This is a genomic window from Mesorhizobium sp. WSM4884 (assembly GCF_029625675.1).
Classification (GTDB): domain Bacteria; phylum Pseudomonadota; class Alphaproteobacteria; order Rhizobiales; family Rhizobiaceae; genus Mesorhizobium.
Genome location: NZ_JARTVO010000033.1, coordinates 1 through 21543, shown reverse-complemented (window position 1 = coordinate 21543; position 21543 = coordinate 1). Strand labels below are relative to the sequence as shown.

General features: G+C 64.6%; 16 protein-coding genes. 6 read left to right on the top strand and 10 right to left on the bottom strand.

The features are described 5' to 3' along the window. Positions 1-15: 15 nt before the first annotated feature. Both P9236_RS29385 and P9236_RS29380 read left to right on the top strand, forming a co-directional pair. Positions 16-1293 (top strand): outer membrane beta-barrel protein, encoded by a 1278-nt coding sequence (locus P9236_RS29385; RefSeq protein ID WP_278078071.1) that lies wholly within the window; start codon positions 16-18, stop codon positions 1291-1293. Positions 1294-1405: 112 nt separating this feature from the next. After that, a complete protein-coding gene (locus P9236_RS29380) occupies positions 1406-1942 on the top strand; it encodes a dihydrofolate reductase family protein (protein ID WP_278078070.1) in 537 nt (178 codons plus the stop codon). A 153-nt stretch (positions 1943-2095) separates the two neighbouring features. Here the strand turns inward: P9236_RS29380 and P9236_RS29375 are convergent, their stop codons facing one another. The 5 genes from P9236_RS29375 to P9236_RS29355 all read right to left on the bottom strand — a co-directional run bounded on the left by P9236_RS29375 (position 2096) and on the right by P9236_RS29355 (position 8365). Next, entirely contained in the window at positions 2096-2929 is an 834-nt protein-coding gene (locus tag P9236_RS29375) for a patatin-like phospholipase family protein (protein WP_278078069.1), read from the bottom strand. Continuing rightward, positions 2926-4260: a pitrilysin family protein gene (locus tag P9236_RS29370; protein ID WP_347405214.1), complete on the bottom strand. Its 1335-nt coding sequence runs from the start codon at positions 4258-4260 to the stop codon at positions 2926-2928. Before P9236_RS29370 ends, P9236_RS29375 begins: the two co-directional genes overlap by 4 nt. A gap of 179 nt (positions 4261-4439) precedes the next feature. Continuing rightward, entirely contained in the window at positions 4440-5801 is a 1362-nt protein-coding gene (locus P9236_RS29365) for a pitrilysin family protein (RefSeq protein WP_278078067.1), read from the bottom strand. Positions 5802-5886: 85 nt separating this feature from the next. Then, positions 5887-6441, bottom strand: a complete 555-nt coding sequence (gene rsmD / locus P9236_RS29360) for a 16S rRNA (guanine(966)-N(2))-methyltransferase RsmD (protein ID WP_278078066.1) — start codon at positions 6439-6441, stop codon at positions 5887-5889. Then, positions 6422-8365 (bottom strand): pseudouridine synthase, encoded by a 1944-nt coding sequence (locus P9236_RS29355; RefSeq protein WP_278078065.1) that lies wholly within the window; start codon positions 8363-8365, stop codon positions 6422-6424. The genes rsmD and P9236_RS29355 overlap by 20 nt, the downstream gene beginning before the upstream one ends. Positions 8366-8548: 183 nt before the next feature. On the opposite strand from P9236_RS29355, the gene P9236_RS29350 reads away from it, so the two are divergent. Further along, complete coding sequence (locus tag P9236_RS29350; protein WP_278078064.1) at positions 8549-9010, top strand: nucleoside deaminase; 462 nt, start codon at positions 8549-8551, stop codon at positions 9008-9010. A gap of 79 nt (positions 9011-9089) precedes the next feature. Here P9236_RS29350 and P9236_RS29345 read toward each other — a convergent pair whose 3' ends face one another. From P9236_RS29345 to P9236_RS29335, 3 genes are all read right to left on the bottom strand, one after another. Further along, positions 9090-9767, bottom strand: coding sequence for a hypothetical protein (locus P9236_RS29345; RefSeq protein WP_278078063.1), 678 nt, complete (start codon positions 9765-9767; stop codon positions 9090-9092). Positions 9768-10014: 247 nt separating this feature from the next. After that, positions 10015-12999: an isoleucine--tRNA ligase gene (ileS, locus tag P9236_RS29340; RefSeq protein ID WP_278078062.1), complete on the bottom strand. Its 2985-nt coding sequence runs from the start codon at positions 12997-12999 to the stop codon at positions 10015-10017. A gap of 252 nt (positions 13000-13251) precedes the next feature. Beyond that, the gene (locus P9236_RS29335; RefSeq protein ID WP_278078061.1) at positions 13252-14049 is read right to left on the bottom strand and encodes a MipA/OmpV family protein; all 798 of its coding nucleotides are present in this window, start codon (positions 14047-14049) and stop codon (positions 13252-13254) included. A gap of 221 nt (positions 14050-14270) precedes the next feature. On the opposite strand from P9236_RS29335, the gene P9236_RS29330 reads away from it, so the two are divergent. After that, positions 14271-14825: an HdeD family acid-resistance protein gene (locus tag P9236_RS29330; protein WP_278078060.1), complete on the top strand. Its 555-nt coding sequence runs from the start codon at positions 14271-14273 to the stop codon at positions 14823-14825. Between the two features lie 310 nt (positions 14826-15135). Here the strand turns inward: P9236_RS29330 and P9236_RS29325 are convergent, their stop codons facing one another. Together P9236_RS29325 and P9236_RS29320 are read right to left on the bottom strand one after the other, a co-directional pair. Further along, positions 15136-16119: a bifunctional riboflavin kinase/FAD synthetase gene (locus P9236_RS29325; RefSeq protein WP_278078059.1), complete on the bottom strand. Its 984-nt coding sequence runs from the start codon at positions 16117-16119 to the stop codon at positions 15136-15138. A gap of 47 nt (positions 16120-16166) precedes the next feature. Next, complete coding sequence (locus P9236_RS29320; protein ID WP_278078058.1) at positions 16167-17027, bottom strand: TIGR01459 family HAD-type hydrolase; 861 nt, start codon at positions 17025-17027, stop codon at positions 16167-16169. A gap of 296 nt (positions 17028-17323) precedes the next feature. On the opposite strand from P9236_RS29320, the gene P9236_RS29315 reads away from it, so the two are divergent. After that, positions 17324-19255 (top strand): TadE/TadG family type IV pilus assembly protein, encoded by a 1932-nt coding sequence (locus P9236_RS29315; protein WP_278078057.1) that lies wholly within the window; start codon positions 17324-17326, stop codon positions 19253-19255. Positions 19256-19282: 27 nt separating this feature from the next. Further along, positions 19283-21256 (top strand): pilus assembly protein, encoded by a 1974-nt coding sequence (locus P9236_RS29310; RefSeq protein ID WP_278078087.1) that lies wholly within the window; start codon positions 19283-19285, stop codon positions 21254-21256. Positions 21257-21543 lie beyond the last annotated feature (287 nt).

Genomic DNA, 21543 nt, shown 5'->3' with positions numbered 1-21543 from the left:
AACGGGGTTTGGGCTATGCTTACGCGCTTTTCAGCGAAATCTATCTTTTTGTCTGCCGTTTCGGCGGTCGCTTTGATGTCCGCCGCTCAGGCGGCCGATGTCGTGCAGGAGCAGGCGGCGCCGGGCTTCAACTGGAGCGGCCTCTATGTCGGCTTCGGCGTCGGCACCGGCGCCACCGTGCACCAGCTCAGCGTCCCGGGCCTGAGCTTCAACGGCATCGGCGGCAATGGCGTGTTCGGCGAGCTGACCGCCGGCTACGACTATATGGTCAGCGAGCGCGTCCTGCTCGGCGGCTTCATCGATGCGACCTACGGCAATATCGGGCCATCGCTCAGCGCATCGGGCTTTGCCAACGCCGATCTCCAGAACGTCTACGGCTTCGATGTCGGCCTGCGTGCCGGCTATCTGCTCAACCCGAACACGCTCGGCTATGTGCTCGGCGGTTACAGCTGGCAGCATTTCAAGCTCGACGGCGACCTCGGCGGCGGCGGATTCGACTTCACCCAGAACCGCGGCGGCTATGTGCTCGGCGTCGGCATGGAAACCGTGCTGAGCGGCAATTGGACGCTGAAGACCGAGTACCGCTATGCCGATTATGGCGACAAGTCGGTGCTCGATCTGGGCGGCGGCGCCGCGCTGAACATCGAGCCGTCCACGCACACCTTCCATATCGGCGCCAACTATCGCTTCGGCGCCCAGAATGGCGGCGGCGCTTCGTTTGCCGCTCCGAGCTACAACTGGACGGGCTTCTATGCCGGCGGCGCGCTCGGCGCGGGCGCCCAGGTGCACGACCTGTCGCTGGCGGGAGCCGCGGAATTGGACGGCATCGGCGGCGAAGGCGTGTTTGGCGAGGCAAGCGTCGGCTACGACCAGGACTTCGGTGCCTGGGTGGCGGGCCTGCAGTTCGACGCCCGGTATTCGGGCATCCGCTCCAAGCTCGACATTGCCGGGGTCTCGATCAAGGGCGATGCCGATTATGGCTTCGATGCGCTGGCGCGTGTCGGCGCCAAGGTCAACGAATCGACCTTGGCCTATGTCATCGGCGGCTACAGCTGGCAGCACTTCAAGCTGCATGCCTCCGGAGGCGGCGCCAGCGCCGACATCTATGATTGGGGCTCCAGCGGCTTCTCGGTCGGCGGCGGTCTGGAAACGGCCGTTTCCAACAACATGACGGTCGGCCTCGAATACCGCTATTCCCAGTACGAGAAGGAAGATTTCGGTTCCGGCGGCTTCCTCGAGGATACTCCTCGGATCCAGACGGTGCGCCTCGGCGCCAAGTATAAGTTCAACTAAGCAAAGGCCCTCCAGCCAAATGCGGAAGCCCGCCCGACGGCGGGCTTCTTGTTTGTCGGAAACACGCCGGCCTGCGCGTCCTATGGTGCGACCATGACCAATGGAGAGCACCATGAGAAAACTCATCGTCACCGAGTTCATCAGCGTCGACGGCATCGCCGAGGTCGAGAAACTGCCGGGCGTGACCTGGAACGACGAGATGCAAGCGTTCAAGGAGGACGAGCTTGCCGACAGCGGCGCCATGCTTCTCGGCCGCACGACCTACGAGATCTTTGCCGGCTCATGGCCCTCCGAAACCGGCGACTTCGCCGATCGCTTCAACGCACTGCCGAAATATGTCGCCTCGACCAGCCTGAAGACGCTCGAATGGCAGCCGGCGGAACTGCTCGAAGGCCCCCTGCCCGAAGCGGTCGCCAGGCTGAAGCAAGGCAGCGGCGGCAACATCTATATGCATGGCAGTCTCAGCATCGCAAGGCAGCTGCTCGGCCACGGCCTCGTCGACCGCCTCCGGCTGCTCGCCTATCCGGGCGCCGTCGGCCAGGGCAAGGCGCTGTTCCCGTCCGACAAGCCGCTTGCGCTGGAGCTGGTCTCGGCCGCGCCATTCAGCAACGGCGTGGTGGCGCTGGAATATGCGCCGGCCAACGCGTGATCGGGCGCCGAGCGCCTTCACACCGCCTTCTTGCCACGCCAGAGCGGTCACCGTTTCACCGAAAAGCCGAACCGCTCTATTTCACGCAGTTTCGGACGGAAGGCTACGGCGAAGTCGCCGAGCCCGACCGTTTCATGCTTTCCTGGAATTGTGCTAGCCGCCGTGCTCCGCAACCGCCTTCTCGACGGCGCGCTTCAGCTCGTCCTTGATCTCGGCGGTGTCGGCCAGCAGCGTCTCGATCTTCAGGAAGTCGAGCACGCGATATTTCGAGACGGCCGGACGGATGAGGATGTCCGGCGGGTGCTGCCTCAGCTTGTTGGCGATGATCGACTGCATCATCAATTGCGTCGCGCCATACATCAGGTCGACCGTTGTCGGGTGCTTGCGCTCGACATCGCTCGGCGCTCCCACCACGTCGATGGCGATGATGATGTCGGCATCCTTCTCGACGAGGTCGAAGGGCACGGGGTTGTAGATGCCGCCGTCGATCAGCACGCGGCCGTCGCGCGTCACCGGGCGGAACACCGCCGGAATGGCGGCCGACGCCGCCAGCGCCGATTGCAGGTCGCCCTCCGCGAAGACCGCGAGCTTGTGGCCGAAATAATCGGTCGCCGTCACCTTGAGCGGGATTTTCAGCTCTTCGAAAGTCGCCGGGATGGCGTCGGGCAAAAAGGCTTTCAGGATGCGCTCGACATTGAACTGGCCGACGCGGATGCCTCCCTGCATGGCTTCGGCGATCGTGCCCGGCCGCGAGCGCCACATGCGCGCAGCCACCTCGGCGCGGCTGCCGAGGATCGAGCGGGCATAGAAGTGGATCTCCGCACCTCGCATGCCGGCAGCCATGCCGGCGCCCATGATGGCGCCTATGGAGGAGCCGGCGATCGCCACCGGCCTGATGCCGAGCTCGTCCAGCGCCTCGATGGCATGGATATGCGCCAGTCCCCGCGCGCCGCCGCCGCCGAAGGCAACCGCGAAGGTTGGGCTCATCCCTTGCCGCTCCCCGCCACCTGCACGAGCGGCGGACCGATCACCATCACCGCTGGATCGGCCGACAGGAGCTTCCTCGCCTCGGCCTTGACGTCCGCAAGCGTCACCGCGCCGATCAACGCGGCACGGTGCTTGATGTAGTCGATGCCGAGATTGTCGAGCTGCAGCTCGACCAGCGTCGCGGCGATGGAGGTGGAGGAGTCCAGATTGTTGATGGCGTAGGCGCCGATCATGTATTTCTTGGTCGCCGCGAGCTCTTCCTCCGTCGGCCCCTTCTCCGCCATCTCCTTCACCACCTGGCGCACGATCGAGAGCGTCTCGGCGGCGCGATCGGAGCGCGTCGCCGTCGTGACCAGCAGCGCGTTGGAATGCTCGTGATCGACGAGATCGGAGCTGACGCCGTAGGCAAGACCGCGCTTCTCTCGCACCTCCTCGTAAAGCCGCGACGTGAATGTCGAGCCGCCGAGAATCTCGTTCATCAGCACGGCGGCGTAGAAATCGGGATCGCTCCGTTTCACGCCAGGCCAGGCAAGCTGCAGGGAGGTCTGCGGCAGGTCGTAATTCACTTCGAGCTGCTGGCCGAGCTTCGGTGCCACGTCGCTCACCCGGGCCAGCGTCTGCTTGTCCGGCAGGTCGCCGAACACCTCGTCCAGCTTGGCGCTCAGCGTGGCGGCGTCGATGTCGCCCACCACCGCCACATGCAGGCCGCCGCGCGCGAAATTAGCCCTGTGGAACGCCTTGATATCCGCGGCCGTGATGGTGGCCAGGCTCGCCTTGGTGCCCTGATCCGGCCGCGCATAGGGATGTTCGCCATAGATCGCGCGCAGCCAGCGCTGCTGGGCGATCGTGTTCGGATCGCGCTCATTAGCGACGATGCCTGAGAGCACCTGGGCGCGGATGCGCTCGATCGGCGCCTGGTCGAAGCGCGGGCTGTTCACCGCCAGCTTCAGCAGGCCGAAGGCCTCGTCCTTCTGTTCGGACAGCATGCGCATCGAGCCATAGGTGCCGTCGCGCGCCGCCTGAAAACTCATCTCGGCGCCGGCGTCGTCGAGCTTCGACTGGAAGGCCTCGCTGTCGAGATCGCCGGCGCCCTCGTCGAACAGGCCGGTCATCAAGTTGACCAGCCCTTCCTTGCCGGAGGGGTCCTGCGCGGTGCCGCCGTCAAAGACGAAGCGGATGGCAACCAGCGGGATCGAATGGTCTTCCACCAGCCAGGCGGCGATCCCCTTTTTCGACTTCACCTCCTGGATGTTCATCTCCGCGCGGGCGGCAAGCGCCGGCAGCAGCAGGAAAAAGAGAGCGAAGCAGAGGGTGGCGAAGATGCGCGCCACCTTCCCTTCTCCCCTTGTGGGAGAAGGTGGATCGGCGCGCAGCGCCGAGACGGTTGAGGGGTGTTGGAAGGATCGCTGTCCTTGCCAAGCTGGAACACCCCTCATCCGACCTCGCTTCGCGAGGCCACCTTCTCCCACAAGGGGAGAAGGAAAGTTGCTGGCTTGCTCCACACCCATCATCAATTCCCCGCCTGTTGCTGCGGCAGGAGATAGCCGGTCGTCGAGCGGTCGAGCACGAGGTAGCGGGCTGCCGCTGCCTTGACCTCTGCGGCCGTCACCTTGCGAATGCGGTCGGGCCATTCCTGGACATCCTTCACGTTACCACCGGTGGCGAGCGTCGAGCCGTACATATTGGCCATGTCGTCCTGCTTGTCGCGAGTGAAAATCATGGAGCGGACATAGCGTGTCTTGGCGCGCTCCAGCTCGTCGTCGGTCACGCCGTCCTTGGCGATGCGGGCGATCTCGGCGTCGACGGCGGCTTCGACTTCGGAAAGCTTGGCGTCGCCGCGCGGCGAACCATAGACGGTGAAGTTGGTGGCGTCGAGCATGGTGCCCTGGAAGAAGGCGCCGGCCTCGGAGGCGATGCCCTGCTTGACCACCAGCTGCTGGTATAGCCGACTGCGGTTGTCGCCACCCAGGATCTCGGCCAGAAGGTCGAGCGCCTCCGCCTCGCCGGGCTTGGCGGTATGATAGGACGGCACCACCCATTGCGTGGAAAAACTCGGCACCGAGACGCGCGCGTCGGCGAGGGTGACAGTGCGCCGTGTGTTCTGCTCCGGCTCGACCGGGCGTATGCGCGGCCGCAGATCCGGCCCGCGCGCCACCTTTCCGTAAGTCCTTTCGGCCATCGCCTTCACCGCGTCCGGATCGACATCGCCGACGACAATCACCACGGCGTTGTTCGGCCGGTAGAAGGTGTCGTAAAAAGCCTTGGCATCCTCGCGATTCAGCTTTTCCATCTCCTGCATCCAGCCGATCACCGGAATGCGGTAGGGCTGGTTCTGCCAGAGCGTCGCGTCGACCTCCTCGTCGAGCACCGCTTGCGGATTGCTGTCGATGCGCGAACGGCGCTCCTCCAGGATCACGTCGCGCTCGGTCTTGATAACGTCGTCGGTGAGGACGAGGTTGCGCATGCGATCGGCCTCGAATCCCATCATCTGCTCGAGCGCAGAGGGCGGCACCGTCTCATGGAAGGCGGTGTAGTCGTAGGAGGTGAAGGCGTTGTTCGAGCCGCCGATGTCGGCCACCGCGCGGTCGAACTCGCCGGCGGCGTGATTGGCGGTCGCCTTGAACATCAGATGCTCGAAGAAATGCGCGATGCCGGACTTGCCGGGCGGCTCGTCGGCGCTGCCGATCTTGTACCACACCATATGGGTGACGATCGGGGCGCGATGGTCGGGAATGACCACCACTTCCATACCGTTGTCGAGCAGGAAGTCCTTGACCTCCGCGTCGACCGCGGCGCGCGCTGGCGCCTGTCCCGCGAGTGCCAGCGTGCCGGCAAGAAATGCTGCGCGCAGCCCTCTGGTCGTGAATGTCATCAAATGCTCCGGTCCCGATCGCGCGACGATAGAAAAGCTCGTCAAGCGAGGCAAAGTGATTTGTTCGTCATTTTCGAGGCGGCGTTTACGCAACTTCGATGAAGCGGATCACCGTATCGCCATAGCCGCGCTCGTCCACCACGGAAAAGCCCGCGCCCGGCTCGAAGAGCGCGGAGGCCGCCTCCTCGACGACGCAGAGCGCGCCGGGCAGGAGCCAGCCGCCGGCCTTGGCGGAGCGCAGCGCGCGCTCGCCGAGGCCCTTGCCGTAGGGCGGATCGGCGAAGACCAGGCCAAAGGGCGAGAGCGTGCCGGCTTCGCCGAGATGGGTGGCGTCGCGGCGGAAGATCTTCGTCCGGCCGGTGAGACCGAAGGCCTCGACATTCTCGCGGATCAGCCCGCGCCCTTCCGCCGATTCCTCGATGAAGACGCAATAGGAGGCGCCGCGCGACAGCGCCTCCAGGCCGAGCGCGCCGGTGCCGGCGAAGAGGTCGAGCACACGGCCGCCCTCCAGCTTTTCGGCATGGCGATGCGTCAGCACGTTGAACACCGCCTCGCGGGTTCGGTCGGTGGTCGGGCGGATGGCGTTCGAACGCGGCGTCGCCAGCGGACGCCCGCGCAACTCACCGCCGACGATCCGCATTGCCACCCCTCGGAGCCTTCGGACCGCGCGGCCTGTCGCCGCCTTCCCCTTCGGGGCGATCGCCCTTCGGTTTGCCGAACGGCTTGCCCTTGCCGCCGGGTTTGAACGATGCCTTGCGCGCCTTGGCCTCGGCAGCCTTCGCGGCGTCGGCCTCCGCCCTTCCCTTGCCTATGGGGCGCGCGCCCGGCGCCATCCAGACATTGGCCTTGCGCTGACCGGGCGGCGCGATCGGGCGCGGCTCGCCTTTCTTGCCGCCGAAGTCACGGCCGGACTTGCCGAAGCCGCGTTCGGATTTGTCGAACTTGGGACCGCGCTCGCCGAAAACCCTCTCCGGCTTCGTCGAAAGCTTGCTCAGCGCCTCGTCGCGGCTGCCTTCGCGGCGCTTGCGGGCCTTGATCAGCCCGCCCTCGCCTATCGGCCGGCGGTCGCCGTCGCGCGAGAATTTCGGCCGCTCGCCCTCGTCACGGCGCGACTCGCTGCGCCGCACCGGCTTGTTGGAGAAAGGCTTTTGGATTTCCGCCTCGAAGTTGGCGCCGGACTCCTCGACCAGCCGTTCGCCGAGCTGCTCGCGCAGCGTGCGGCCCTTGATCTCCAGCACGTGGCCTTCGGGCAGCTCGTTCAGCTGGAACGGCCCGTAGGAGATGCGGATGAGCCGCGTCACGTCCAGGCCAAGCGCGCCCAGAATGTTCTTCACCTCGCGGTTCTTGCCCTCGCGCAGACCGATCGTCAGCCAGGCGTTGGAGCCCTGCTCGCGATCGAGCGAGGCTTCGACCGAACCGTAGAAGACGCCGTCGACGGCAATGCCCTCGCGCAAGGCGGCCAGCGCACTCTCCTCGACCTTGCCGTGGACGCGCGCGCGATAGCGCCGCAGCCAGCCGGTGGCCGGCAATTCGAGCACCCGCGACAGCCCGCCGTCATTGGTGAGCAGCAGCAACCCTTCGGTGTTGATGTCGAGACGGCCGACGGTCATCAGCCGCGGCAGGTCGGCGGGCAGCACGTCGAAGACGGTCTTGCGCCCTTCCGGATCGCGGTTTGTTGTCACCACGCCAGCCGGCTTGTGGAACAGGAACAGCCGCGTGCGCTCGATCGGCGGGATTTCCGTGCCGTCGAGATGGATGACGTCGTCGGCCATGACGTTGAAGGCCGGCGACGACAGCACCTTGCCGTTGACCTTGACGCGGCCGGCGGCGATCAGTTCCTCGGCGTCACGGCGCGAAGCAATGCCGGCGCGCGCCAACCGCTTGGCGATGCGCTCGCCGGCTTCCGGCACTGCTTGCGAAAGCCGCGGGCGCGGCTTGAAGCCGCCCTCGGGCTTTCCCGCGGCGCCGCGCGGCGGGCGATCGGCGAAATCTCGCTTGGAGCGGTCGCTGAAATCGCGCTTGGGGCCGTCGAAGCGCCGTTCGCCGCGCTCGCCTTCGGCGGCCGTCGGCCGGTCGCCGCGCGGCGTGTAGGGCCCGCGGCCCTCGCGTTTCTCGAATGGCTGGCCCTCGCGCGGCGGGCCTTTGCGGAACGGTCTTTCGCCACGCTCTCCACCCTCGCCCACGTCACGCGGCTTGTAACTGCGCTTGAAATCTCGGCGCTCGCCTTCGGCGGCCATGGGGCGGTCGCCGCGCGGCGCGTATGGCTTGCGATCTTCACGCTTCTCGAAAGGCTTGCCCTCGCGCGGCGGGCCTTTGCGAAACGGCCGGTCGCCGCGTTCCGCGCCCTCGCCAACTTCGCGCGGCTTGTAGCTGCGCTTGAGATCGCGCGCCGGGCGCTCGCCATCCGCGGCCATCGACCGGTCACGCTTGGCGAACGGCTTCTTGCCGCCGAAGGATGGCTTGCCATTGTTGCCCGCGGCTCCGCCGCGGCCGCGCGGGCCTGCCGGCCCCGATCCGCCTTTGCCCGCACGCTTGCGCGGAAATTTCTTGTCGTTGTCGTCCATTACCTTGGCTCTTCTTAAAGCTGCTACGATGCCGCCCGCCCTTTCGGACGCCCAACGCAGGCAGTGTCGTCTTGATTTTTGCGCATGTGTCAGCGCGGCAAAAACCGATTCCGGTTTTCAGGGTCTCGCGCTAGATAACAGGATCACCATCGGGTGGCGAGGAGTAATCGGAATGGAAACCGCGTGAGGCGGCCGGATTTCATGGCTTTGGCGCTCCAGGAGGCCGAGGCGGCCGCAAGCCGCGGCGAAGTGCCGGTCGGCGCGGTGATTGCCAATGGCAGCACTGTAGTGGCGAAGGCCGGCAACCGCACGCGCGAGCTCGCCGACCCGACCGCCCATGCCGAGATGCTGGCGATCCGCGAAGCCTGCCAAAAGCTCGCCAGCGAGCGGCTTACCGGCCACGACCTCTATGTAACGCTGGAGCCCTGCACCATGTGCGCCGGCGCCATCTCGTTCGCACGGTTGCGGCGACTTTATTTCGGCGCCGCAGACGAGAAAGGCGGCGCGGTGGTCAACGGCGTGCGCTTCTTCGCTTCACCCACCTGCCACCACACGCCGGACATCTACCCGGGGCTGGGCGAAAGCCAAGCCGCTCTCATCCTGAAGGAGTTCTTTCGCGAGAAACGGAATGGTGGTGAATGGTGAATGGTGCAAGTAGTGAGTAGTAGGTTGGCAGTTTGTGAATAGCTCTATTCACTATTCACTATTCACCATTCACTACCACTCACAGACCCAGCCAGTCGAACCAGCCGCCGCTCTTCTTGCCTTCCGCCTGCGCCTTGAGCCGGCGCTCCTTCTTGTACTCGTCCTCGCCGAGCTCGTTCTGCGGCGCGGTGTCGGCGGCCTGACGATAGGCGAGCGGCGGCTCGCTCAGATATTTGCGGACATTGGGATTGCCCTGCTTCTGCTCGGCAAGGCGGCGCTGGATCTCGGCGGTGCGGGTCGCGCTGGAATCGTCCGGCGACCAGCGCGGCGGATGGCTCGACGCCGAATCGGCCATCGCTTTCTTCACCGCCACCGGATCTGTCTGCACGTCCTCGACGGCTTCCGGCTGATAGTTCGGATCATTCTGGTGGGCGGTGGCGTCGGCGCGGATACGGGCGCGGCGCGCTTCGGGCGATTCGGGCCACTCGGCGCTCGCGGTCTGGATGCTTTCCTGCGGCGGCGGCAGGTTTTCCTTCTGTCCCGGCGCAGGCTTCACCAAGTCGGGACGCGGCTTGTAGTCGATCGGATCGCGGTGCTTCGGCGTGATCGAGGCGGCGCCGGAAACGTCGTCGAAAAGCTGGGCGGCAGCAGTCTTATCGGTTCCGTAGGTGGGCGAACTGACGCAGCCGGACATGGCGAAGGCCGATGCCACAAGCGGCGCCAGCAGCGCGGCGCGCGCAAACGTTCTTTCGGTCATGCCAAAAAGTCCCACTCTAAAGCCTTTCGGTCGCCACCGGCCACAGGGGCGCGGTCCCCTTCTTCCCCGCATTTGCGATGGAAATCCGGCGACAATTTGTCTGCCGAAGTGTCGCGTGTTTACCTCAACCTCTTATCAAGGGCAACGCGCGGGCGGATATGGGCCGCCCGGCGTGGCACTTTTGCACTTGTTTGATGGGTGCATGTCGTTGTCCCAAAACCGCCGCACACTTTTGGGCGACATGCACCTAGAGCCGCCCAAGCGCCTTCAGCTCATGCAGCACCGCCGCGTCGCGGGCCGAGACGTCCGGGAACTCCGGGTCCTGCCCGACATCGGCGGTGTAGCGCCACGAGCGCGCACATTTGACGAGACCGCGATCCTCGGCCTTTTCCACGACCACGGCGACGCCTTTGACATCGTCGAGAGTGAAGGCGCCCCCAGGCGCCGTGCCGTGCCGGATGACGAGGTCGCTGGTGATCGCCATTTCGGCCATGTCGACATCGGCGATCGCGGCTTCCAGGGCGGCGTCGTCGATGGTGACCACCGGCACGGCCTCGAGCGAGGAACCGATCAGTTTTTCCGCGCGCGCTATCTCGAGCGCGCCGGTGACGACGCGGCGCACCTGCCGGACCTTGCGCCATTTCTCGGCCAGCGCCTCGTTGCGCCAGTTTTCCGGGATCCTCGGGAACTGGTCGAGATGCACCGAGACGGCTTCCGGATGACGGTCGAGCCAAGCCTCCTCCATGGTGAAGGGCAGCATCGGCGCCAGCCACTTCACCAGGCATTCGAAGAGGTGGCGCACGACCTGCACGGCGGCCTTGCGGCGCAGGCTGGATGGGGCGTCGCAATAGAGCGCGTCCTTGCGGATGTCGAAGTAGAAGGCCGAGAGCTCCACCACCATGAAGTCCAGCAGCACGCGGGTGATACGCTTGAACTCGAAAGCGTCGTAGCCCTGGCGCACCACCTCGTCGAGCTCGGACAGCCGGTGCAGCATCAGCCGCTCCAGCTCCGGCATGGTCTCCAACGGCACGTCCTCGCCATCGTCATGGGCCAGCGTGCCCAGCATCCAGCGGATTGTGTTGCGGAGCTTGCGGTAGGCGTCGATATTGGTCTGCAGCACGTTCTTGCCGAGCCGCTGATCTTCCCAATAGTCGGTCGTCACCACCCAGAGCCTGAGGATATCGGCGCCGGACTGTTTGATCACGTCCTGCGGCACGACGGTGTTGCCGAGCGACTTCGACATCTTGCGGCCTTCCTCGTCCATGGTGAAGCCATGGGTGATGACCGTGTCGTAGGGCGCCCTGCCCCTGGTGCCGCAGCTTTCGAGCAACGAGGAATGGAACCAGCCGCGATGCTGGTCGGAACCTTCGAGATAGACGTCGGCCGGCCATTTGAGATCCGGACGATCCTCCAGCGTGAAGACATGCGTCGAGCCGGAATCGAACCAGACATCGAGGATGTCCCTGACCTGGTGCCATTTCGATGCGTCATGATTGCCGAGGAAGCGTTCCTTGGCGCCGGGCGCGAACCAGGCGTCCGCCCCCTCCTTCTCGAAGGCGTCCATGATGCGGCGGTTGACGGCCTCGTCCTTCAGCACATTGCCGTCCTCGTCAGCGAAGACGGCGATCGGCACGCCCCAGGCGCGCTGGCGCGACAGCACCCAGTCGGGGCGCTCCTCGATCATGGCGCGGATGCGGTTCTGGCCTGCTGCCGGCACAAAGCGGGTGTCGTCGATCGCCTTCAGCGCGCGGCTGCGCAGCGTGGTGCCGTCGCCGAGGTCCTTGTCCATATAGACGAACCATTGCGGCGTGTTGCGGAAGATGACCGGCTTCTTCGAGCGCCAGGAATGCGGATAGCTGTGCTTGAGCCGGCCGCGCGCGAAGAGCGCGTTGCGCTTGATCAGCTCGTCGATGACCGCCTGGTTGGCGTTGCCCTTCTTGCCGCTGTCGTCGATGACGCGCGCGGCGCCGCCCTCGCGGTCCGGGCCGAAGCCGGGCGCGTCCTTGGTGAAGAAGCCGGCATCGTCGACCGGGAACGGGATCGTGGTGTCGACGCCACGCTTGAGCAGCTCGGCCACCGCGTCCATCCAGGCATCGAAGTCCTCACGGCCGTGGCTGGGCGCGGTGTGCACGAAGCCGGTGCCGGCGTCGTCGGTGACATGCTCGCCGGCGACCATCGGCACCGGGAATTCGTAGCCGCCGCCGAGACCCTTGAAAGGATGCGAAAGCGTAAGGCTTGCAAGCTGTTCGCTTGAGACGCTGTGAAGCCGGTTCAAGGTGACCTTGGCCTTGGCGGCGCTTTCCTCGGCGAGCGCGTCGGCGAAGATCAGCTTCTCGCCGGGCTGCGGGCCGAAGGCATTTTCCGCCGCCGTGACCTCGTAGAGACCATAGCCGACGCGCGGCGAATAGCTGACGGCGCGGTTGCCGGGGATGGTCCAGGGCGTCGTCGTCCAGATGACGACATGCGCTTCGACGAGATCGAGTGCGGTCTCGCTCAATGCCGGTGTCGTATCGGCGCCGGCGACCGGCTGGGCGAGGCTGGCGACCGGGAATTTTGCCCAGATCGTGTCGCTCTCATAATCCTGGTACTCGACCTCGGCCTCGGCCAGCGCGGTACGCTCGACCACGCTCCACATCACCGGCTTCGAACCGCGATAGAGCTGGCCGGACATGGCGAACTTCAACAGTTCGCCGGCGATGCGCGCCTCGGCGTGATAGGCCATGGTGGTGTAGGGATTGTGGAAATCGCCGACGACGCCGAGCCGCTGGAACTCGTCGCCCTGCACCTTGATCCAATGCTGGGCGAAGTCGCGGCATTCCCTGCGGAATTCGTTGACCGGCACCTCGTCCTTGTTCTTGCCCTTGGCGCGATACTGCTCCTCGATCTTCCATTCGATCGGCAGGCCGTGGCAGTCCCAGCCCGGCACGTAATTGGCGTCGTAGCCGCGCATCTGGAAGGAGCGGTTGATGACGTCCTTGAGGATCTTGTTCAGCGCATGGCCGATATGGATGTTGCCGTTTGCGTAGGGCGGGCCGTCATGCAGCACGAATTTCTCGCGGCCGGCGGCTTCCTCGCGCAGCTTCCTATAAAGGTCCATGTCCTGCCAGCGCTTGACCAGCACCGGTTCTTTCTCGGGCAGTCCCGCGCGCATCGGGAAATCCGTCCGCGGCAGGTAAAGCGTGCTGGAATAGTCGATCGTTTCAGCAGTATCGGTCACTGGAGTGTCGGTCATTGGTCTGCCATGTGCATTGCCCGTTGGCAAAAGAGCTCGGGCGTCGAACTATCATTTTCTGGAAAAAGCGCGAGAGCCGCGCACAAAAATTCCCGGCGGCTCCGACGGCGCTCAGGCCGCCCGGAACACCGGGCCCGTAATTCGTATTGTGATCGCGAAAAGGCGCGAAAAGCTCGTCATGGGTGGGCTTTTAGCGGATGGCGCGGCAGGAATAAAGCGCGGATTTCAAGGCAGAGCGCTGGTTTCTTGCCCTCACATCGAGAAATTGAAGCGGTAGGTCGTCGACACGCCGACGGTCCACTGGTTGCGGTCGCCGCGCTCCTTGACCAGGCTGGAATCGGCCGCCGGCCCCATCAGGCGCGAATATTCGGTGAAGACGCTCGCCGTCATCGGCTCGGTCACCTTCCAGGTGATCGCGCCGCCGAGACCGGTCGACTTCAGCCCGCCGCCCGGATGGTATTCGCTGAGGCCCGACGCCGCTGCTTCCTTGGCATTGACGCCGTAATAGGCGTCGAAATAGCCGGACGAAGCGAAGGACACGCGCGGGCCGCCGGAGATGCGGACGGTGGGCGTGACGTCGTAGAAGGCGTCCGCCGCGATGTCGGCGACGAAGCCGTCATGGGCGCGGATGCCGTGCCTCAGCTCCGCCCGGGCGCGCATCCATTCGAAGGGATAGAATTCGAAGAAGCCGCCCGCTTCGCCGCCCCAGCGCACCGGATCGAGACCCTTGAGCTCATCCTTGCTGTCGCGCGCGAAGAGGAACTTGCCGGTGACGCCGGCGCGCACGCTGCCGTCGTCGATCAGCGCCAGCGAGATGTTGTCGTTGCGCGAGGTGAAGCGCGCCTCGGGGCCGGCCTTGCCGAGCGAGATGATCGGCTGGGCGCTCAGCATATATTTCTTGCCGCCCTCGAAATTCGGGGCGACTAGGCCGGTGGCGCCGAGCGTCAGGTACCAGTCTCCAGAAATCCAGCTCCCCTCGCCCGCCTGGGCTGCGGAGACTGCAATCAGGCCAGAGGCGAGAACCAGCGGAATCGTCCCGACAATACGCATCGTCACCCCTTACGCGAAACGGGCCGGCAGCAACACCCGGCAGCGCAGAAGCCATGGCGCGAGTTCGGTAAAATTTGACTTAATATCCGTAACAGAGGCGGCGACCCCGGAGCCGTTTTCGGCAGGCGGCCGCATTGGCGCTCGCTGGACGGGCAAGGCCATTCAGACTACCTTCCTTGCATCCGCAGGATGCGCGGCGAACTCTGGAGGGAGACGAAGCCATGAGCTTGCAAGGCAATACCCTGGGAGACGCGATCGGCCGGACGCGCGACAAATGGGGATGGTTCGTGGCCCTCGGCGTGCTGCTGTTGATTTTCGGAGGCATCGCCTTCGGCAATCTCTTCATCGCCACCGTCGCTTCGGTCTATGTCGTCGGCTGGCTGATGCTGATGGCCGGCGCCATCGAGATCGTCCATGCCTTTGGCGTCAAGACCTGGGGGCGCTTCTTCTACTGGCTGGCGAGCGGCCTGCTCTATGCCATCGCCGGCTTCTTCGCCTTCGACAATCCGCTGCTCGCCTCGGCGGTGCTGACGCTGTTGCTCGCCGTCGCTCTCGTCGCCTCGGGAGCGCTGAGGGCTTGGGTCGCCTACCATCACCGGACGGAGCAAGGTTGGGGATGGCTGCTCGCGGCCGCCGTCATAACCATTCTGCTTGGCCTGATCATCGCCATGGGCTGGCCGGTCAACAGCCTGTGGGTGCTCGGCATGTTCCTAGCCATCGACCTGGTCTTCCAGGGCTGGAGTTTCATTGCCATCGGGCTGGCGTTGAAGAGGTAAGGCCCTGGCTTAGCCGAGGCCTTCCAACGTCGTCATCCCAGGGCGAAGCAGGAGCGAAGCTCCGTCGCGAAGACCCTGGGATCCATGCCGTAACCTCAGCCAACGAATGCTGCGGAGCAGAATTCTGCACCGAAGCAAAGTTTTGAAGTCAGGGCATGGATCCTGGGGTCCGCGCCGCGTCGCTTCGCTCCTTGCTCCGCCCCAGGATGACGATGCGACGGGCGTTTTCGCCAATCTCCAAGGTTAGCAATCTGCTGGTCAGGGCGCTGCCGCGTTAACGAGCCGCTTTGCGTTCGATGCGCTCCAGAGGTCAAAAACAGATCGCCGCGTCCAGCTCCGATAGTGGCCTGACGCCGGCGAGCAGCGCCCTTGCCTCGGCCTCGTCCCGCTTCATCTGCGCCACCAGCGCATCGAGCCCATCGAACTTCAATTCAGGGCGTAGGAAGCTGAAGAAGGATACCTCGCAGGTTTCGCCGTAGAGGTCGTCGGAGAAATCGAAGACATAGGTCTCGAGCAGCGGTGCGCCATTGTCGTCGACGGTCGGGCGGCGGCCGAAGCTGGCGACGCCGTCGTGAAGCGTGCCGTCGGCGCGGCGGAAGCGGACGGCGTAAATGCCTTCCTTCAACATGGCTTCCGGCGACAGCCTCATATTGGCGGTCGGAAAGCCGAGCGTGCGGCCGAGCTGCTGGCCGCCGATCACCTCGCTCTCGACGGTGAAGCGATAGCCGAGCAGGCCGGCGGCCTCCTCCACCTTGCCTTCGCAAAGCAGGGCGCGGATGCGGCTCGACGAGACCACCTCGGCGCCCTCGTCGCGGAACGCGTCGACCAACGTGACGCCGAAGCCGTGGCGCTCGCCGGCCGCCATCAGGAAGGCCGGACCGCCCTGGCGGTCCTTGCCGAAATGGAAGTCGAAGCCGGTGACCGCATGGGAGATGCCGAGCTTGTTCTGCAGCACGTCGGTCACGAACGCCTCGGCCGAGAGCGCCGCGAAGTCGTGCGTGAACGGTTGCTCGACCAAGGCGGCGAAGCCGAGCTTAGCCAGGAGCCGCGCCTTCATCGGCGGCGGCGTCAGTACGAAAAGCGGCGCGTCCGGCCTGAACACCTTGCGCGGGTGCGGCTCGAAAGTGAGCACAAGAGCCGGCACGCCGCGGCGGTTGGCTTCGGCCAGAGCCCGCTCCAGCACCGAAAGGTGACCGCGGTGGACGCCGTCGAAATTGCCGATCGCCACGACGCCGCCGCGCAGATGGGCAGGCAACGGCGCGACCGCCGAAATGCGTTCGAAAGCTTGCGTCATGTCAACCTGCGTGATGTGGGGGCACCCGTCATGGCCCGGCTTCCCGCCTATTGCAGCCGCGGAATGACGGCGACCGGCCGATAGCCGTGCGTCGCGAGGAAGCCTGCCAGCCTTTCGGGATCGGGCCGCAGCGGGTCGCCATAGTCGCGGGCATGAATGCCACCCGAGACATAGAGCACGTCGAAGCCGTTGTCGGCGGCGCCCTTGACGTCGGTCATCATGCCGTCGCCGATGGCGAGCACCGCCGTACGCTCGACGGCGTGGCCGAGCAGGCCGGCGACTTCCTTCATGGCGACGTTGTAGATCGGCGCGAAAGGCTTGCCGGCGATCAGCGTGCGGCCGCCGAGCTGCGCGTAGTCGCGGGCGAGCGCGCCGGCGCACCAGATGGTGCGCTCGCCGCGCTCCACCAGTATATCGGGATTGGCGCAGATGAACGGCAGGTCGCGGGCACGCAGCCGCTGCAGCAGCTCGGCATAATCGGCCGGCTTCTCCACCTCGTCGTCATAGAGCCCGGTGCAGACGATGCCGGAAGCCTCGAACTCCTCGACGAGCTCGACGTCCAGGCCGTCATAGAGGGTGAAATCGCGCTCCGGACCGATGTGGAAGATCTTCCTCGGCCCCTCGGCGATCAGGTCGCGGGTCACGTCGCCGGACGTGACGACACGGTCATAGGCATCGCCCGGAACGCCGATCGCATTCATCTGCGCGATGACGTCGGCGCTGCGGCGCGGCGAGTTGGTGATCAGCACCACCGGGACCTTTGCCGCGCGCGCCCGGGCCAGCGCCTCCGCGGCGACGGGAAAGTGCCATTCGCCATTATGCACCACGCCCCATACGTCGCACAGGATGGCCGCGTAGTTTCCCGCCAAGTCGGCAAGCGAAGCGATGATGTCGGGCGAATCCGCCATGCGTTGTCCTGATCCCTAATCTCGGGCAAAGCCGCGAAAGCCATCCTTTGGCTCAGAGGCCGCCACGGCCGGTCCCGCATAACCGAAGCGCTTCATCCTGTCACCAGCTTTCCCCATCGCCGGCGCGGCGAGCCACGATATCGCCGTTCGAAAGCACAGGGTTAATGCGACGCAAAAAACGCCGTGCGTTCTTGATTGTTTCGCAAGCTGAAATTTAACGATTTGTGACCATGGTAGTAGGTCAACTGGGACCTTGGTCGTATTTCAACATGGGTCCTTGGCGGGGGCTGAGCGCAATGATCCGCAGATTTCTACGCGACAAGCGGGGCAACTATGCCCTGATGACGGTCATCACGATGATACCGCTGATGGGCGGCGTGGCGCTTGCCATCGACTACACGGAGCTGATCCGAGAGAGGCAGGAGACGCTGAACGCGCTGGACGCGGCCGGTCTTGCCACGGCGCAGCAGATCGTCGCCGGAGCCAGCGACGCCGATGCCGTGACTTACGCCAAGCAGTTCTTCGAGGCCAATCTCCGCCACGTGCTGCCGTCCAACACGACGTTGACGGTCACGTTGCCCAAGGACAATACCGGCAGCGGCACGCTGGTCATGCAGGCCACCATGAAATACCAGCCCTATTTCCTGCCGGTCGCCGCCGCCCTGCTCGGCGGGAAGGCCGGCGACACAACCATCAACTTCTCGGCGAAATCAGAGGTCAAGCTGAAGAACACGCTGGAAGTGGCGCTGGTGCTCGACAATTCCGGATCGATGGCCGAGCTCGGCCACGGCTCGAACCAGGTGCGCTTCGATTTGCTGAAAGGCGCGGCTAAGCAGCTTGTCGACCAGCTCGCCGGCCAGGCGCAACTGATGAAGCAGGTCACCAAGCCGGTCGAATTCAGCCTCGTCCCGTTCGCTGCCTCCGTCAATGTCGGCCCCGCGAATGCCTCGGCGGTCTGGATGGACACGACAGGCCTTTCGCCCCTCGACCAGGAGAACCTCGATTGGTCGACGCTCACCTCGACCAACTCCCCAAACCAGTATGCAGTGAAATCCGGCAACAACTATTACGCGAAAGGCTCATCGTGGGACCCGTCGCAGCTGAACCAGGTGCTGACGCGCTTTTCGATCTATAAGTGGATGAAGCGCATTTCATCGTGCACCAAAGACAAGAATGGCGTCTGCACGTCCAACATCGTTTATGGGCCCGTAGCGAGCTGGGGCGGCTGTGTCGAATCCCGTCCCTATCCTTACAACATAGAGGACACGCCGGCCTCGACCTCGACGCCGGCGACGCTGTTCGTACCGATGTTCGCGCCGGACGAGACCGACAATGTCGATAGCTACGGTTATCCGGCCAACAACAACTGGCACGCCGACATAACGACAAGCACCAGCAACACGGCACGTCAGAAGTATATGCCGAAATATTTCAATGCCGGCGTCGGTACCAAGGTGACGCCGGCCTACGGCATGAATCAGGGGCCAAATACAAGCTGCAGCACGACCGCGATTACGCCGCTGACCGATGTTTCGACTACGGCCGGCGCGACGGCGGTGAAGACGGCGATCGACGCCATGGTTGACGTCGGCGCCACCAACGTGCCGGAAGGCATGGCCTGGGGCTGGCGGACGCTTTCCAGCGGTGCACCGTTTACCGAGGGCCGGCCCGAGACCAATAAGGGCAACGACAAGGTGCTGATCGTGCTGACCGACGGCGCCAACACCTACTATACGCCCGATTCGGTGAGTGCCCAGACGTATTCGGGCACCAACTACAGGAGCGGTGGCAATGACCTCGCCGGCAACAAGGCTATCTATTCGGCGCTGGGGTATCTTGCTTACGGCGGCACTCAGAGCAAGCCGTTAAACAGCCCCTACACCTATGGTCGCCCGTTCCTTGGCACCAGCAGCAGTGTCAGCAAAACGGACTATTCCAACGCCAACTACACCAAGGCCATGAGCGAGCATTTCGCCACGCTCTGCAACAACGCGAAGACAGCCGGCGTCATTGTCATGACCATCGCGCTCGACCTCGATTCGAGCAACACGGCGGAGGCAGCGCAGATGGCCGCGCTGAAGACCTGCTCGTCCGACTCGCGCTTTCGCAAAGATCCGACCGACCCGAGGAAGCCAGCGAAACTGTTCTGGAACTCGACCGGCGCCACGCTGTCGGACGATTTCAAGGCGATTGGCAGCGAATTGTCGAACCTGCGCATCGTCGGCTGATTCAGAATGAGGCGCCGCTTACCCGAGATGCGCGAATTCTGGCGTCGATTTTGCCGCGACCGGCGCGGCAATTATGCCCTGATGACGGCAATCGCCATGGTGCCTCTGATGGGCGCCGTGGCAATGGGCGTCGATTACACGGAGCTCAACCGCCAAAAGCAGATGGTGCTGAACGCGCTCGACGCGGCGAACTTTGCCGCCGCGAGGCGGTTGGCGGAAGGCGCCACCGACGACCAGATCAAGGCCTATGCGGTCGACTTCTTCAACGCCAACCTCAATAATATCGACCCCGCGGACGTATCGCTCGACATCACGCTGCCCACCAGCCAGGCCGGCGGCGGTCTGCTGACTATGAGCGCGACTCTCAACTACCATCCCTATTTCCACCCTGTGGCGGCACTGCTCGTCGGCGTGGACGAAGTCGATGCGAATAAGCCCGTCAAGCTCGACATGAGTTCCCACGTGCGGCTGAAGAACACGCTGGAAGTGGCGATGGTGCTCGACAATTCGGGCTCGATGTCGACGGCCGGCACCGGCACCGGGCAGAAGCGCATCGACCTGCTCAAGCAGGCCGCCAAGCAGCTCGTCGACACGCTGGCGCAGCAGGCGGCGCAGATCAAGCAGATCGACAAGCCCGTCCAGTTCAGCCTCGTGCCCTTCGCCGCCTCGGTCAATGTCGGACCGCGGAACGACAACGCCGCGTGGATGGATACTTACGGCCTGTCGCCGATCGCCAACGAAAATTTCGACTGGTCGACGCTCAGCGCGCCAGACAAATACGCCCAGAAGATCAACGGCATCTGGTACAAGAAGGGCACCGGCTGGGGCACAGAGGAAGGCCAGATCCTGACCCGCTTCGAGCTCTATCGCGACATGAAGGTGGTCACCAGCCATGAACGCATAGCCGGCAGCAAACGGGTCGTCTGCGACGAATATCGCGACAACCATACCTGCAAGCGCAGCCACGACGAATACGACTACACCGACACTTACGGGCCCTTCGCCAGTTGGCAAGGTTGCGTCGAGGTGCGGCCCTATCCTTACAATGTCGACGACACGCCGGCCTCCGGCGGGCCGAACAACACGGGGGTCGGCGTCGGCGACCCTGCGACGATGTTCGTGCCGATGTTCGCTCCGGACGAGCCCGGCAACCACTGGTACGTGACCCAGGATCCGGACGAGCCGAAGCCGGTGACCTACGGCGCGGCCAACAGCTGGTGGAACGACGACCCGTCGAGCACCACCGGCAAGACCCGGCAGTCCAACATGGCCAAGTATTTCCAGCCTCGGCCGATGAATGCGCCGGTGCTGAGCAAGGGCGCCGGCCCCAACTACAGCTGCACCACCACGCCGATCACGCCGCTCACCGACGTCACCAATGCGGAGGGGCTGGCCGCCCTCAAGGCGGCGATCGACCTGATGGTTCCAAACGGCAACACCAATGTTCCGGAAGGCATGGCCTGGGGCTGGCGCACCGTCTCCAGCAGCCCGCCCTTCACCGAGGGACGGCCGGAGAGCGAGCGCGGCAACGATAAGGTGGTCATCGTGCTGACCGACGGCGAGAACACCTATTCGACGGTGAGCTCCGACCCGGCCGGAAACAAGTCGACCTATGCCGCCTACGGCTATACCGGCGTCGGCTACAACGGCACTTCTGTGACCCGCCTGTTCGGCGGCACGTCGAGCGCCATCGGCCAGTTCAACTATTCGTCCGGCAACTACACCAACGCGCTTAACGAGCAGATGGCCAAGCTCTGCGACAACGCCAAGGCGGCCAACATCATGGTGATGACCGTTGCGCTCGACATGTCCTCGGCCGACGCCGGCGACAAGAAGGCGATGGACGCGCTGAAGACCTGCTCGTCCGACTCGCGCTTCCGCAAGGATCCGGCCGATCCCAGCAAGCCGGCAAAGCTGTTCTGGAACGCGACGGGAGCGACGCTGTCCGACAACTTCAAGGAGATCGCGAACGAGTTGTCGAACTTGCGGGTGGTGGGCTAGAAATCAACGGATAAGCGTGCCGGCGCCGAAGCCGCCAATCTCCCCCCTTGCGGGGGAGATGTCCGGCAGGACAGAGGGGGGTGCTGTCCCGCCAGCCCTCCGCCAGTTCTATGCACGACCGAGGCCGTATTTCGGGGAAAAATGTGAACCACGCCAAAGGTCGGCGATCCTTCGCGCCCCCCTCTGCCTTGCCAGGCATCTCCCCGCAAGGGGCATATGCGCTAAGATAGCTTTGGCATGGACTGAAATCTTCGCTTTCGTGGTGGCTCACGCCAACGATGTCGCAA